The sequence below is a fragment of the Paenibacillus sp. FSL F4-0125 genome (assembly GCF_038008565.1).
GTDB lineage: Bacteria > Bacillota > Bacilli > Paenibacillales > Paenibacillaceae > Paenibacillus_AQ.
In genome coordinates this window covers 3209602-3223135 of the sequence record NZ_JBBOZJ010000001.1, presented here as the reverse complement: position 1 = coordinate 3223135, position 13534 = coordinate 3209602, and the positions used below count along the sequence as shown (strand labels likewise).

The 13534-nt window shown below is 39.2% G+C and carries 14 protein-coding genes; 1 reads left to right on the top strand and 13 read right to left on the bottom strand.

The window, feature by feature from the left end; all coding sequences use genetic code 11:
• Positions 1-177: 177 nt before the first annotated feature.
• From NST74_RS14180 to NST74_RS14120, 13 genes are all read right to left on the bottom strand, one after another.
• Positions 178-1572 carry a protoporphyrinogen oxidase gene (locus NST74_RS14180; RefSeq protein ID WP_341112680.1) on the bottom strand — a complete coding sequence of 465 codons (1395 nt, stop codon included), beginning with the start codon at positions 1570-1572 and terminating at the stop codon, positions 178-180.
• A gap of 135 nt (positions 1573-1707) precedes the next feature.
• Positions 1708-4311 (bottom strand): ABC transporter permease, encoded by a 2604-nt coding sequence (locus NST74_RS14175; protein ID WP_341112678.1) that lies wholly within the window; start codon positions 4309-4311, stop codon positions 1708-1710.
• Positions 4308-4991: an ABC transporter ATP-binding protein gene (locus NST74_RS14170; protein ID WP_341112676.1), complete on the bottom strand. Its 684-nt coding sequence runs from the start codon at positions 4989-4991 to the stop codon at positions 4308-4310. Before NST74_RS14170 ends, NST74_RS14175 begins: the two co-directional genes overlap by 4 nt.
• Before the next feature lie 95 nt (positions 4992-5086).
• Entirely contained in the window at positions 5087-6088 is a 1002-nt protein-coding gene (locus NST74_RS14165) for a sensor histidine kinase (RefSeq protein ID WP_341112675.1), read from the bottom strand.
• On the bottom strand, positions 6089-6772 hold the full coding sequence (locus NST74_RS14160; RefSeq protein ID WP_341112673.1) for a response regulator transcription factor: 684 nt from the start codon (positions 6770-6772) through the stop codon (positions 6089-6091).
• Positions 6773-6941: 169 nt separating this feature from the next.
• Complete coding sequence (locus NST74_RS14155; RefSeq protein WP_341112671.1) at positions 6942-7742, bottom strand: GNAT family N-acetyltransferase; 801 nt, start codon at positions 7740-7742, stop codon at positions 6942-6944.
• Between the two features lie 98 nt (positions 7743-7840).
• A complete protein-coding gene (locus NST74_RS14150; protein ID WP_341112669.1) occupies positions 7841-8587 on the bottom strand; it encodes a class I SAM-dependent DNA methyltransferase in 747 nt (248 codons plus the stop codon).
• A 14-nt stretch (positions 8588-8601) separates the two neighbouring features.
• Positions 8602-9813 carry a DUF2812 domain-containing protein gene (locus NST74_RS14145; RefSeq protein ID WP_341112666.1) on the bottom strand — a complete coding sequence of 404 codons (1212 nt, stop codon included), beginning with the start codon at positions 9811-9813 and terminating at the stop codon, positions 8602-8604.
• A complete protein-coding gene (locus NST74_RS14140; RefSeq protein WP_375102862.1) occupies positions 9794-10141 on the bottom strand; it encodes a PadR family transcriptional regulator in 348 nt (115 codons plus the stop codon). The genes NST74_RS14145 and NST74_RS14140 overlap by 20 nt, the downstream gene beginning before the upstream one ends.
• A gap of 157 nt (positions 10142-10298) precedes the next feature.
• On the bottom strand, positions 10299-10616 hold the full coding sequence (locus NST74_RS14135) for an iron-sulfur cluster biosynthesis family protein (RefSeq protein ID WP_076118512.1): 318 nt from the start codon (positions 10614-10616) through the stop codon (positions 10299-10301).
• A gap of 121 nt (positions 10617-10737) precedes the next feature.
• Positions 10738-11196 (bottom strand): DMT family transporter, encoded by a 459-nt coding sequence (locus NST74_RS14130; RefSeq protein WP_042127538.1) that lies wholly within the window; start codon positions 11194-11196, stop codon positions 10738-10740.
• 38 nt (positions 11197-11234) lie between these two features.
• On the bottom strand, positions 11235-11660 hold the full coding sequence (locus NST74_RS14125; RefSeq protein WP_341112663.1) for a DMT family transporter: 426 nt from the start codon (positions 11658-11660) through the stop codon (positions 11235-11237).
• A gap of 192 nt (positions 11661-11852) precedes the next feature.
• Positions 11853-12254: an NUDIX hydrolase gene (locus NST74_RS14120; RefSeq protein WP_339291035.1), complete on the bottom strand. Its 402-nt coding sequence runs from the start codon at positions 12252-12254 to the stop codon at positions 11853-11855.
• A 418-nt stretch (positions 12255-12672) separates the two neighbouring features.
• On the opposite strand from NST74_RS14120, the gene NST74_RS14115 reads away from it, so the two are divergent.
• On the top strand, positions 12673-13473 hold the full coding sequence (locus NST74_RS14115) for a polysaccharide deacetylase family protein (protein WP_341112661.1): 801 nt from the start codon (positions 12673-12675) through the stop codon (positions 13471-13473).
• The last annotated feature ends 61 nt before the right edge of the window (positions 13474-13534 follow it).

Genomic DNA, 13534 nt, shown 5'->3' with positions numbered 1-13534 from the left:
CTTAAACTTTTTATGAGTTTGAAGGTAGCAAAGTCTATTCTAAAAACAACAATGCACAATGCACTGGCGGTAAATCAAATTTTATTCGCTCTATACAAACAACCGCCGTTGTTTATAGTCTAGACTTTGCATAGAGCTTATCGCTAATCTTTTCACGATTGTACACCCTCCTTTTCATCAATTTGAAGTCAGTTCCTCCAAAATGCGCTTGGCTGTCTTCTCTCCATTAGCAATACAATCTGGAATACCCACACCATAATAAGAGCATCCGGCAAGGATAACGTTAGGATAATGATCTGCAATCTTCTTCTCTAAGGATACTACAATCTCATGATGGCGCATGTGGTAATTTGGCATAACATCATGCCATTTGGTCACGTCGTAGGTTACTGGCTGTCCAGTAATCCCAAGACTGGTCTGTATATCTTTCAACGCCACCTGTAATAATTCCTCTTCTGAGAGCTTAATCAAGGGCTCATAATGCGGTCCTGAGCTCTTATAAAACAGTCTGACGAGCAGACGTTGTTGTCCAGATGTGTGCTCCCACTTGCGACTTGTCCACGTACAAGCATTACATAGAACATCATCACTGTTGGCGGTAATAAACCCTGTACCGTTCGCTGGCAGCTGACTATCAGGTATATCAAATCCTAGATACACACTAATCATAGAGCTGTTTAACAACTGATTGAAATCTTCATTCAGCGCTTCGTCTTGAAGTAATGCTTGTGCAGTAGAATGCATCGTTCCTAGTACGACAAAATCGCTGTCTAAGATACGTCCATCTGCCAGAGTTACCCGGTACCGTTCTCCATCCTTTGCAATGCGCTCGGCCCGAATCCCTTTGATGATCTCTACGCCGGACAGCTGTTCTTCCATGGCATCAACCAGGGCAGATACGCCACCCTTAAAAGACATAAACTTTTTATCGCCGTTCCCCTGGAATTTAGCCTTATTCGCAGACAACCCCTGAATAATACTTCCAAATTCATTTTTATAATCAATTAAATAAGGAAGGGTCGAGGCGATGGTAAGTTCATTCAATTTCCCGGAATATACACCTGATAAGACGGGTGATATTTGCTTCTCGACAAGTTCTTTTCCAAAGAAAGCTTCCAGAAAATCACCTACAGAATCGTTTTTCGTAAAACGATCATTCGGAGTATAGAAATCTTTAAGTGCTTCAACTTTACCTTCAGCAGAGATCAGATCTGTTGTAGCAAGCGATTCAATACTGAGAGGGATGCCAAAGACTGCATCTTTAGGAATTTGCTTCAGCTTACCTTCTGTATAGATATATGATATTCCTGTCGCGTTATATACGACCTCATCTTGCATGCCAAGTTCTTCAATTAATGGGGCAACATTCGTTTTGCGAGTAACAATAGAATCTGCACCTGATTCCATAATGAAATCTTCCTGTCGCAGTGTTCTGATTTTTCCGCCCAGTCTATCGCTGGCTTCAACCAAAATGATTTTTACATCTAGCTTCTTATGCTCTATAGATTTCTGTAGATAGTAAGCGGTAGACAATCCAGTAATTCCCCCGCCAATCACGACGACCATTCTCAAGCGTTGACACCTGCCTCTAAAGTTATAATCTGTTAAATTCAATTGAATACATTATATCATAGGGATTTATATGTAATAACATACCGTTCGTGTCATATATGAAACAAAAAAAGCCGCGATTATCGCGGCTAATCTTTATATATTCTCCTGTTTTAAAGCATCAATAATATTTTCCTTCTTCACTTTTGAACTGGAGTACAGCATAGCTGAGCTAACGATGATAAAGACAGCGACTATGACATACAAGATACTCATCCACGGAAGTGCGAATCCATAGGAGAAACTACTCATCATGGATCTATAGATCAAGTACATCACGATTATGCTAATCGGAAGCCCGAAAAGTAGTGATTTTATCCCATAGAAGATACTTTCATAATTAATCATTTTATTAAAACCGTTTGGCGTCATCCCTACAGACTTCAACATCGCAAACTCTCTTTTACGAAGTGATATGCTAGTTGATATCGTATTGAAAATATTCGCAATCGATATTAATGTAATCAAAGCAATAAAACCATAGGTGAAAATAGACATTAACATAATCATCTGCTCACTATTTTGTCTATTTTGAAACACATTTTGGACATAGACATTCCGCTCTTTCATTTCCTCAATGGCCTGTTGTGTCGCTAATGGATCAGAGCTGTTCAGGTTTAGTCGGCTTTGTATATCGTTACTCATCGTATCATTTGTTAATTGATCAAAGACTTGTTCAGAGACAATGATGTTTAATCCACCAACTAGTGCTGAATGAACACCCATAGGGCGTTTATCAGTTAAAGCGACAATTTCTACTGGTGGTAATTTCGTCTCTTTCTCTGTGTTCCAATCCGTATAAATTAAATCAAGCTTCTGACCGATTTCCGAATGAAGAGCTTTGGTCTCAATAATCTTTTTGGCGCTCTCATCCTCAAAGGTGACGGTATCATTCACAATAGCTGACATCTGATTGAGATCCGTTAATTGTTCATAACTTACACCGACCGATTCTGCATAGGTTCTCAAACTCTGTTCATTTAGGGCATGGATCTGAATGTAGTAAGGATATTTCCCATTCTTTAAAATACTGCTATCCTTCTCCACGATCTCTTGCAATTCTTTTGCCATATCTTTTTCATCAATCCATGAACTCAAGCTTAGTTCCCTGATCACATTATATTCCGTTATATTAGGTAAGGCAGATATCGATTTCGTCAACCGAGCTACTTTTTGAGCGTCCTCAGTCCCCATATAAACTTGGATATCGTAGTTCAAACCATCCTGTGAGAGTTCTACCGACTTTCTCATATTAGTAGTGAACGAAGATACGGATAAAAACAAAACAATACTAATGACAAGTGAGAACACGGTTGCTTGGTACCTGCGTTTATTTCGCTTTAAATTCTTCAAACCAATCTCTGCTTCAATTCCAAACAACCTGCGAACGAACTTGGAAGTCTTCACCGCTTTACCAGAGAGCTTAACATCGGTTGATTGTCTGATCGCATCAATTGCCGAGATCTTTGAAGCTTTTCGGGCTGGAAGATAGGTGGATATAAAAATCGTCATAATTGAAACTACACAAGCGGTTAGAAGAGATAGAGGAGTAACAACCAACGTTAATTTTTCTGTTATCCCTAAAACATCTTGAATCATCGAATTGATAAACATAAAAGTGATCCCGATTCCTGTAATTCCGCAAAGGATCCCAATAGGTATACTAATTAAACCGATGATCATCCCTTCAAAAAACACTGAATTCTGCTTCTGCCTCTTTGTAGCACCTACGCTGGAGAGCATTCCTAAATGGCGTGCACGTTCCGAGACAGAAATTGCGAAAGCATTATAGATTAAAGAAACAGAGCCAATGATAATCACAGTCATAACGATGACTGACAATGAAAGAAGTGTGTTACGTAAGCCATCGTTATTCGTCACACCATAATAGCGGAGCAGACTATTATTATAAGAGATCGACTCGATATTGTTTTCTTGTGCCAATTCCTCTGCATGCTTATATATGGAGCTATCCACCTTATTTAATACAACCGTCGCTGTGGTTTTTTCAGCTGCTCCAATCAAGCTTTCATCCACATAACTTAGAGCAGTATAACCCGGGGACCATGTTGGTTCCCAAGTAGGGCGCTTTATCACTCCCACAATCGTGTAGTTCATTGGTTTTTTATGAATGATCTCTTCATTCAGGGTATCCTCTTCAGTCCGTAATCGTTCGTTCTGAGATAAGGGCTGCCCACTATTTTTATCATCTCTAGTGACTCGCTCTCCGACATCGAGAGTTAAAGTTTCACCAATCTTGTATGTTACTTTAGCGTTTTTTGCGATTTCCTCAGAAATGATGACTTCATAGTTAGTCTTCGGGAGTCTTCCATCCAGAAGTTCAATCGGAAATTGTTTAAAACCAGCTAAATTATATTCCTTAATATACCAATAGGGCTTGTTCTCATTCTGTCCCCCCTCTAAAGGGGCATAGCCACGATCATTTGAGATGACAAGTGTTTTCGTTGCATCATCCGCTTCTATCGCTTTAAGCTGAGCTTTAGTAACATTTCTATATTGAACATGCCATTCTCCATTTGTTGAGATACTCTGCTTCCTCATTAATTCCATAAATGAAAAACCAAGCGTTGCCACAGCCGTCACCATAGCCACAGAAATGATGACTCCAATGATAGTAACCAATGTTCTTCGTTTATTTTGCTTCAAATGTCTAAGCGTTAATCTATTTACGATATTCACAGACGAATCACCTCATCTTTGGCGATCCTTCCATCTTCAATGGTAATTACTCTATCCGCTTGTAATGCAATCCGTTCATCATGAGTAATGACAATCAGTGTTTGATTATAGGTTTTATTAAACATTTTTAATAAATCTATAATTTCACCGCTGTTCTTACTATCCAGATTACCGGTTGGCTCATCTGCCAGCATGATTGCGGGATTACTAATTAACGCTCTACCAATAGAGACCCGCTGTTGTTGCCCGCCTGAGAGCTGATTCGGGAGATGGTTTAAGCGATTCTCCAAATTTAACGCCTTTACAGTATCCGCAAATTGTTTCTTATCTACCTTGTGCTGATCAAGGAGTAAAGGAAGTGTGATGTTCTCTTCGACCGTTAAGACCGGTATAAGATTATAGAACTGATAAATCAGCCCAATTTGTCTGCGTCTAAAGATCGCCAGCTGTGTTTCATTCAATTCATAAATATCCGTGTTATCTACGAATACTTTGCCGCTTGTCGGTCTATCCACTCCGCCTAATAAGTGTAGAATGGTCGATTTCCCGGAGCCAGATGGCCCGATAATCGCTACGAATTCCCCTTTTTTAATCGAAAAAGATACATCATCCAGTGCCTTTACCGCTGTTTCGCCTTTTCCATATGTTTTAGACAGATGTTCAATCTTTAAAATGTCCATTGTTAGACCTCCATTTGTTGATGAGATCAGTATATCTGTCTACAATGACTATCCAGTGACTCTAAAGTGACATTCTAGTCACTAAGCCATAAGTGCTAAATGACTTGCTTATAAAATTTGATCTGAAATTGCGAGCCCTTTCCCACTTCACTCTTCACATCAATCGTTCCGTTTTGGCCTGTGATAATGCTTTGTGCTAGGGCAAGTCCTATCCCTACACTATCTTCGCTTGCATTCTTACCTTTATAGAATCGTTTGAAGATATAGGGGAGCTCTGCCTTTGGGATTCCTTTGCCGTTATCTGTTATGATAATTTCCGTATACAGTGCATTTTCTGCAAAAGAAATCGAAATTTCTCCCCCAGCAGGTGTGTGCTCTACACAGTTTTTCAGAATATTAATGATCGCCTCAGTTGTCCAATTGAGATCGCCCGCATATTTGATGCTATCTTCTCCATCAATCAGGATCCGTTGTTCTTTAATATCCATTGGAATTAACATGGGCTCCAAAGATTTTTGAACTAGCTTCTTCACTTGAACTTGATCTTTTTTAAAATGAATAGTTCCAGCATCGATCTTGGAGAACTTTAATAATGAGGAAACTAACCATCCAATTCGTTCGAGTTGAACAGTAATCTTCCGTGTAAATTCCATTCTTTTCTCCACATGCAGCTCCGGGTCACTTAATAAATCGGCCATCACAGTCATGGAGGTAAGCGGGGTTTTGAGCTGATGAGAGATATCCGAAATCGCATTGGTGAGCTTCAGTTTATCTTCTTGTAATTGAGCGCTCTGCTCGGATAACATTAACGTCACTTTATAAATGTCATTCTTCAGGATACTAAGCTCACCTTCCTGATTATCACGAACATCAAGCGTATAATTCCCACTACTGATTTGACGCAGATATCCAGAGAGCTTTTCAATTTCACCGTATCTCCAGCGAGTAAATACTAAACTGCAGCCTATCAGCAAAGCCGAAGTCACAGCTGTGATTCCCAACGCCTCCAGTGATATAAATGTTGCTACGGCTGCGGCCACAAGACTAATCAAGCACATCGTCAACAATAACCATCTGATTTCTTTATTACGAAGCACCTAATCACCAACCTTATAACCCAACCCACGAACTGTTTTGATCAGTGTAGGTTCTTGGGGGTTATCTTCTAACTTTTCCCTAAGTCTTTTTATGTAAACTGACAATGTATTATCGTTCACGAATTCTCCAGCTACATCCCAGATCCGCTCTAGCAATTGATTTCGCGAGAGAACTTGCCCCACATGATTAGCAAAGATCAGTAGCAATCGATATTCTAATGCGGTCAGTAGCACTTCATCGCTGTTCTTATAAACCTTACCTTCCAGTGTGTTAATACGTATATTGTCTAATTCAATCATGGATTGGGTCTGTGCTTGCTTGTTATATCTCCTTAACACCGATTTAATCCGCGAAAGCAGCTCCCGAATCCGAAAAGGCTTGGTTATGTAATCATCTGCCCCCATATCGAGTCCCATCACCACATTGACCTCATCATCAATCGCCGTTAAAAAAATTACAGGTATATCACTTTGCGCTTTCACGAGTTTGCATAATTCATAACCGCTTCCATCCGGAAGTGAGAGGTCAAAGATGCATAAGGTGAGCTCTGATAACTGCTCAGATAACACCGCTTTGGCTGAGGTGGCGTCATAACATAGAAGGGTTTCAAAATGATCCTGCTGTAATGAATATTCAAGTCCTGATGCTATCGTTCTATCGTCCTCGACAAGCATAATTTTCATGGAAGATCATCCTAACCTAATAATATATTCAAAAGTTCAACTCGTTCCGATGATCATTTTCTCATAATTATCGAGTTATACCAAATTACATATCATATTAAAGTATTTACAACTTCACAGTAAATATAATAAAGACGTCTACTCCGAGGAGTTGACGTCACATAAATGGTCATATCGCAAAAGCACCACACTTATATTGATATATCTGCTGAAACCCTAATCGTAGTGCCGATTTTTTCGAAGCTTCATTATCCAGTGAACAATCCCAGTAAGGAATAAAGCCATTGGCAAGCACATCTTCAACTACTAGCGCTGCTAAATGTGTCCCCACTCCTTGTTTCTGATATTTAGGAAGGGTTTCAATTCCGATTGCGTGTGTATCCTGTGTAACAAAACTAGAATAACACACACCCATAACCTCAGATCCCTCAACAGCAGCATATCCGTAGCCTTTTTCGGCAAAGTCTTCTTTCGATGACCAGAATAAATCAATATTTTCATGTACAAATTCTATATTCTTTAGATCTAAGTTTTCCCAATCCAGCATTTTAAGATTTATAGTTCTAATCCCATTAGTCTGTGTCGTAGGCGGCTTGTGAAGTAACTTGAACACCATCTGTTCAAACGGATATAGCTTCCTAGTAGGAAACATCAATTCCAGATTCCATTCCTCATGTTGACCAGAAACTTCGAAATGTTCCATCCCAAGTTCCTTCATTCTAGGTACTATATAACTCGTTACATAACCGTCCAGTGCATGGATAAAGGCTTGATTGGTGTGATCGCCGATAAGATAAAACCCTTCAATTCCCTGACTCCATACTAACGCACTCTTTGGTGCTGTAAGTTGATCCACAAAGATCCAACCTGGATTATTGCCTTCAATCACAGAGAGAATTTCGGGATGGATATGCTCTCCTTGAAGTAGCGGCTTCACTTTATAATAATCCTCATGAGGTATTTCATGCATACAAACACTCCCCTTATTTTCCTTACATCAGATGCTGTATACATAAGTATAAAGGAATCGTCCTCAACCGGATGGTAAAGTTCATTAATAACTGAAGATTACTTTCCATGGATAAGCGTTTTCCTAGCCTTAATTATTAGAAATGAAGGTCTCCTTCTCTCATTTAATAATTTGGGCATCTTTTCCAGTCCCTCAGCTATGGATTCGGGTTCAACCATTTCTTCAACAGTTAGTCCATTTTGGATCAACGTATTAAGTAATGTTGAAAGTTTCCTGTGATATTTTATGACGCCGTCAATTCCCCAAAACTGGCTTCTGAGACCTTCTTCTCCATAATTATCAATAGGCCAATGTAGGATATTATGATCAGGATCTTTAACCCACCCACTTTGGCTCTTATTTGATAAAACAACCGGATGCTCTGTTGAAAATACCAGATGCCCATTGGGTTTAATCCATTCTGAAATCCTACTAATGAGTGTTTTGTAATCCTCAATATAATGAAAAGCTAACGAACTTACTACCAAATCAAATTCATTACTATTAAAATTGATTTCCTCCATAGAGCCCTGTATATAAAGGATCTCAGGTCGCTTCCCTGCCATAGCTAACATTTTCTCTGATATATCTACTCCTGTTACGTGTGACGCTTTGTTATCAATCATATAGTTTGCCATTTCACCAAAACCGCAGCCAAGGTCGAGAACGTTTAAATCCTGTAGGTCTGGAAGTAACCCTCTTATTGCAGGTTGTTCAATAAAGTCATTGTATGTAATTCTTGATTCCCTTAAGTTCTTATACATTTGAAAAAACTCAGGGTTGTCATAAATGTTCTGTTGCATCATACACCTCCTCGATATTATAGATGATGTTTACGAAGACGGTTGTAATATAGCCAAGTTCGACTTACATACGAGCCAAACATGAGAATTAATATGGCGAACAAAATCAAATTTATGAGCTGCAATCGATCCAGATTTGAGTAAGTCGATAATTTAATGTTAATTACTATGGTATACGTATATACAATTATAAGGGGCAAGAACATAGCAGAATAAGTTAAGGCTATACGTCTAGCTAGTTTCAGTTGATTTAACTTATCGCTGTATATTTGCGGTTTTGCTTCACCCGGTACATATTCTTGGCCCCATACAACCCATCTTTGAGTCCATGAACTTGATTTATACAGACATGCCCAGCCAGATTCCATGTGAAAGTTGAAGTAATTGGTGTCTGCAGTATTTTGTAAGTCCGCACAATAACACACCTTACGAGGTTTCCCTTTTATAAAATAAAAGGCAGCACCTGTTTTGCCAACTTTGTACAGATTATATCCCTTTTCTTCCATTCCCTCTAGCCACGCCTCAAGCCGATCTGGCGCATACATCCATCCAGGCTTCCACTTCATAACAAGTTGACCTGAATTTTTCAAACGCTTTTCTTCATTTTTACTTAGTATGATTTGCCGAAGGGGTGTCACTTGACCATTTGACTTGCTGGGCTGTAAGAATTCTTCTGTTATTCTTTTGTTAGTCTTGTTTAATGTGATCAACGAATACACTGTGAAAATACACAAGATCACGCTAAGCCCCAATGCAGTAGCGGGAATAAAACCATACGGTCCACTGAAAACATTAAAATGATTAAATTTGGATACACTCATTGCTATTGCACTTATTAAAATTACATTGAGGAATGCAACCATTAAATAAATCAATATCCCCATAAAAATATACATGATCTTCTTGTTATGCTTTACGATCCCTTCTCGATCAGGAAATGTTCTTATCTGTTCTAAAGGCAGCCTATTCATCGTCACAACCCATTTGCCGTTCTGTAACACCTTCGTCCATCCAAAATTTAATAATCCTTTAGAAAGGGATGGATTTCGAACTTTATCGAATACGATCCGATAGTTAGCTACGTTCGATTCAACCTGTTGAAAGTAAAAATATCTAGTTAAACGGTTGATTCGGATAAGTTCATAACCTTTTTGCGCCATAGAAGCCAACCAATCTTCGGTTTTCTGAACATCATAACTCCAAAAGGGTTTAAATATTTTGATGATCATCTACATCACCCCCATATTTTATAGCATTCTCATGCAACTCTTTAAGCCTTTTGATCTCAGTAGCAAGAATTAGCGTCCCTAAGTCTGTTCTTTCATAAACCGTTTTTCTCTCTTCATCAGCAAAAACAGTAATCATCCCATCTTTTTGCATCTTCGTTAACGTGCCATAAACAGTACCTGAGCCTAACAAAAGGCGTGCTTTCGTGATTTTCTCTACATGCTTCACTATCCCATATCCATGACGTGGTTCATCTAAGGATAAAAGAATATAGAAAGCTGTTTCAGTCATGGGTACATATTTTTTCAACACTTTCTCAGGGTTCAACATGCCCAGCTCCCTTATTACGTAACAGCGTTTATACGTCACAATTAAATATGTCTCAACGTGACTATATCACGCCGTGACATAGTAAGCAATAAAAAAAGTGTGCAGAATCGCTTCATCAGCCACTCTACTCACTCTACATTCAACTGCTCCGACCCGCCTATCGAATATCTTTTACTCGAATATTACTTCCTAACAGACTCGAATCACTTCTTAATCTGAACGACGGGTAATTCTCATCTGCTTCAAGCCGCATCTGTTCATCAAATAAAGATTCCTGCTGTCGGTCAACAAAAAAAGTAAAAGGCTCTTTCTGAACTTCAATATCTGTAGGATGGGGTTCACTAATGATCTGAATTACGATCACACCATTACAACCACAGCCCTCTGTGTCGAAAAATAATTTAAAATATCCTGGTCGTTCACCAAGGTTTTTTTCTAACTTTTCAATAGTTTGGGAGTTCAATTGTATGAACATAGGATGATCCACTCCTTTTTTATATTTGAGCGAGTACTTTCCCAAAGTATAATTTGAATTAGTTCCAGCCTCGTGTGACTGCCATCACTTTTATATTGACAGACATGAGTCTGAGAATAAATCAAGCTGCCTTCTGCGTCTCCCGTTCGCCACCTAGCTTAAATACGAGGATACCCCCAATAATAACCAGTACTCCAAGCAACTGTTTCCAAGTAAAAGGAACCTTCTCAAGCCCTAACCAGCCTAGTGAATCCCAGAGTAGTGCGAACCCAAGCTGAGAGATCAATACGATCGAAATCGCATACGTTGGGCCCAGTCGTTTAGTACCTTGCACAAGGCATAATACCACCCCGACTCCGATCAAACCACTGATCCAATACCAAGGCTCCATATTTCTCAAAGTAAATATCCGGTTTCCCTCAACGATAAGACTCATAATAAATGAAGCTAGGAATCCCATCCCTAACACTAAAGTTGTCGTTGCCCAAGAACCAACCTTTTCGTTAACTTTCGTATTAAATATATTTTGCAGACTCACGAGTGATCCCGCAATAAGCGCTAATATCAACCCAATAACCATAACTTAATTCCTCCATTTATCGACTATACTCAAGGTTGTTAGAATTTTAGTATCACAACACCAGCTATCATCAACCCGATGCCGATGAACTGCGGTAATCTCATCTTTCGTTTTTCCAATCCAAACCAGCCTTTAATATCAATCAAGAAGGTCAGACATAGCTGAGCAATCAACAACGAGGATATTGTAAATGTAACACCGATTTGCTGAATGGCAGTTACTTCACTGAAAATAATTACAGCTGCAAAAGCGCCGCCGATCAAATATAAGGGATTTACTTGCTTTATTCCTCCCCATTTCCCATCTCTAACGAACAAAAGAATTAGGAAGGACATGATAAACCCCGTTAACTGTGTAATTGTCGCCGCCTGCCAAGTCCCGATATCTTGACTAATTCGAGCATTTGACACTCCCTGTAACGTAATACAAGCCCCCGCTAAAAATGCAAATATAATCCCTCTCATTTCTCTCTCTCCTCAACTTCGATCTCTTACATATTAAAAAGCAATTCAAGGGTTTAAAAAAGGACATCTGTCCTAAATGAGAAGAAACGTTGTTATTGCCCAGCAGCTGCTGTTGCTTGTAGAAATAAAAAGACCGTCTCAAGCCTTCGTACGGGCTTAAAACGGACTTCAAAAACTTTTTTTATAGTTGATTTATAAGAGCAAATTCTTCTCATGCAATTGATCAAAAATAATTTGGGTAACTACAGACACACGATTTCGATCTTTATAGCTTAACCAAGTCAATTCCTCGATTTCGGACGCTGGCGTTAATGTCCCTTCATAATCCGCAATATAACAGGTCATTTTTACTGTAACACCTTCTGCTTTGCCATGAGCCTCTGCTTCAAAGGTTCCAAAATAAGAGACGGTATCAGCCTTAATCTGAACAGAGATTTCTTCCTCAATTTCGCGCAAAAGCGTCTCCTCGTCTGTTTCCCCGGCTTCTCTTTTTCCTCCAGGCAAATAATAGGTATCTTTCCCTTTGGAACGCGCACATAAAACTTGTCCGTTCTCGATATGAATCCAAGCGATTTTATCAATGATTGTAGTCATATAGTTCTCCCTATGCCTTTTTTTCAACAATTATATCATACAACTGAACTAACACATTTATGCAACGTCAGTTTTAACTTTTTGGACATGAGGGTAACACCACGGTTCAAATCCTCAATTGTTATTATCGCAACCTTTTATCAATCGTCCTCCACTCACATATAGCCAAATAAATATTTTACTGATTAAAAAGATTGGGGCAATTAGTAAGTTAGTGCTAAAATATGAGAGTGAGTTTCTTCTGTCTATCACATATAATAGTTTTACAACATAGAGAAAGTCAGACAGGCAGTCCCTCCTCTTATCAGTGTATTTCTTTCTGTAAACACTTTCATTGTAAAGACGGGGAATCCGATTATAAGGTCTATAATTGGAAGAGGTAATTTCAAAATGAACATATGAATAGGAGTGTGAATTCATGAAGCTTCAATTTAATTTATTCCCGGGCGGATTGCCCAAGGCGCTTACTATGAGCTATGATGATGGACAAAAACACGATATTCGCTTGGCAGAGATTTTTGATCAATATGGGATTAAAGGTACTTTCCATCTAAATAGCGCTATGATAAACGCACCCGGATTTTTATCTTCTGCTGATGTTAAACATTCGCTTAGAAACCACGAGGTGTCTGCCCATTCTGTTACTCATCCACATCTAGAACGTCTTCCTTTACCTATGGTGATCGAAGAACTGTTTGAAGACCGTAAGCGACTTGAGAAACTAGTGGATTATCCGGTACGTGGGATGTCCTATCCTTACGGTACATACTCTCCAGAAATCATAGCGCCACTTCAGTCTGTTGGGATTGAATACAGTCGTACTGTCCACTCTACCAAACAGTTTGATATGCCTCTGAATTTCATGGAGTGGCATCCAACATGCCAACATAATGAAGATCTCCATCACGTATGGGAGCGATTTACAACGGAGGGTCCATCCCAAAAACTAAGACTCTGTTATGTTTGGGGTCATAGTTATGAATTTGCTGAGCAGGACAATTGGGAGCTTATCGAGTCCTTTTGCCAACAAGCTGGCGGACATCCGGATATTTGGTACGCAACCAATATAGAGATTTATGATTATGTCACTGCGCTGTATTCACTGAAAATGAGTGCTGACAAAACGGTCATCCGTAACAACTCTGCTATTGATGTCTGGGTATCTGTAAATGATCAACCTGTTCAGATTAAGGGTGGAAGTACGATGATGATGAAATAATCCTAAACACAAAAAGAGCGATTCTTAACATCGCTCTTTTTTCTTGTTACATAAAAGTAAC

Excerpts from the sequence above, each read along its gene's own strand:
- NST74_RS14170 (WP_341112676.1), bottom strand. The coding sequence starts at position 4,991 with ATGGACATTTTAAAGATTGAACATCTGTCTAAAACATATGGAAAAGGC.
- NST74_RS14160 (WP_341112673.1), bottom strand. The coding sequence starts at position 6,772 with ATGAAAATTATGCTTGTCGAGGACGATAGAACGATAGCATCAGGACTT.
- NST74_RS14155 (WP_341112671.1), bottom strand. The coding sequence starts at position 7,742 with ATGCATGAAATACCTCATGAGGATTATTATAAAGTGAAGCCGCTACTT.
- NST74_RS14150 (WP_341112669.1), bottom strand. The coding sequence starts at position 8,587 with ATGATGCAACAGAACATTTATGACAACCCTGAGTTTTTTCAAATGTAT.
- NST74_RS14145 (WP_341112666.1), bottom strand. The coding sequence starts at position 9,813 with ATGATCATCAAAATATTTAAACCCTTTTGGAGTTATGATGTTCAGAAA.
- NST74_RS14140 (WP_375102862.1), bottom strand. The coding sequence starts at position 10,141 with ATGTTGAACCCTGAGAAAGTGTTGAAAAAATATGTACCCATGACTGAA.
- NST74_RS14135 (WP_076118512.1), bottom strand. The coding sequence starts at position 10,616 with ATGTTCATACAATTGAACTCCCAAACTATTGAAAAGTTAGAAAAAAAC.
- NST74_RS14130 (WP_042127538.1), bottom strand. The coding sequence starts at position 11,196 with ATGGTTATTGGGTTGATATTAGCGCTTATTGCGGGATCACTCGTGAGT.
- NST74_RS14125 (WP_341112663.1), bottom strand. The coding sequence starts at position 11,660 with ATGAGAGGGATTATATTTGCATTTTTAGCGGGGGCTTGTATTACGTTA.
- NST74_RS14120 (WP_339291035.1), bottom strand. The coding sequence starts at position 12,254 with ATGACTACAATCATTGATAAAATCGCTTGGATTCATATCGAGAACGGA.
- NST74_RS14115 (WP_341112661.1), top strand. The coding sequence starts at position 12,673 with ATGAAGCTTCAATTTAATTTATTCCCGGGCGGATTGCCCAAGGCGCTT.